A 743-nucleotide genomic window follows, 5' to 3' on the forward strand; every position below is an offset into this window, starting at 1 on the left:
TCGCCGGTGGCGGCGTCGCCGCCCTGCTGCGCCAGCGAACGCAGCGGCCGGCTGACGAAGGCGGTCGCCAGTTCGACCGCGCGCAGCACGGCGGCGCCATCGGCCACGGTGCCGCTGAGCACGAGCGAATCGGCGGCGCTGTGCACGCGGATGTCCTTTTCTTCCGGCATCAGGAGCGCCAGGCTCGCTTGCAACGCGGCCGGGTCCATGCCGACCACGATGTCGACGATGCTGCAGGCGCCGCTCTTGCCTTGCACAATCATGTTGGTGGTGCCGACATCGACCCCGAGCAGATACAGGGTGTCGGGCGCAACCAGCATGGCTTGCACCACGGCGGCGTTGCCGATGCTGCGGTTGCGCACCGGCTCGGGCAGGCGCATCAGGTTCGACTTGCCCACCAACAGGGTCATGCTGCCGGGGCGCGCGGCCTGGCCGCTGCAACGCGGGCCGCTGTCGGCGCGTTCAGCCTGGGGCTGGGCCGATTTGTCGGTGGCGGCGTGCGCGCCGCCGGCCAGCGCCAGCAGCACGGCGAGTGCGCCGGCGCGGCGCATATTGGCTTGCTTGATGCGGTTGTTCATGGAGGCCATCCTGTGAGGTGACGTAAAGGACATTGCGCGGATATCAAAAACATTCTTGCGACGTGGTGACGCCATTCAAGACGCTGACGCAGTCGCGGCGGGCGTGCGCCACCACCACCGGCGCGCGGCGCGGCGCGGCGCGCGCGACGGCCCTGGGCCTGGCCG

General features: G+C 70.4%; 1 protein-coding gene. It reads right to left on the reverse strand.

Features of this window, described 5'->3' with window-relative positions:
• Positions 1-578, reverse strand: a 578-nt coding sequence (locus F1609_RS33940) for a pilus assembly protein N-terminal domain-containing protein (protein ID WP_229422207.1), incomplete at its 3' end; no start/stop codon positions are given.
• Between the last annotated feature and the right edge of the window lie 165 nt (positions 579-743).

The sequence above is a fragment of the Massilia aquatica genome (assembly GCF_011682045.1).
Classification (GTDB): Bacteria; Pseudomonadota; Gammaproteobacteria; order Burkholderiales; family Burkholderiaceae_D; genus Telluria_A; species Telluria_A aquatica.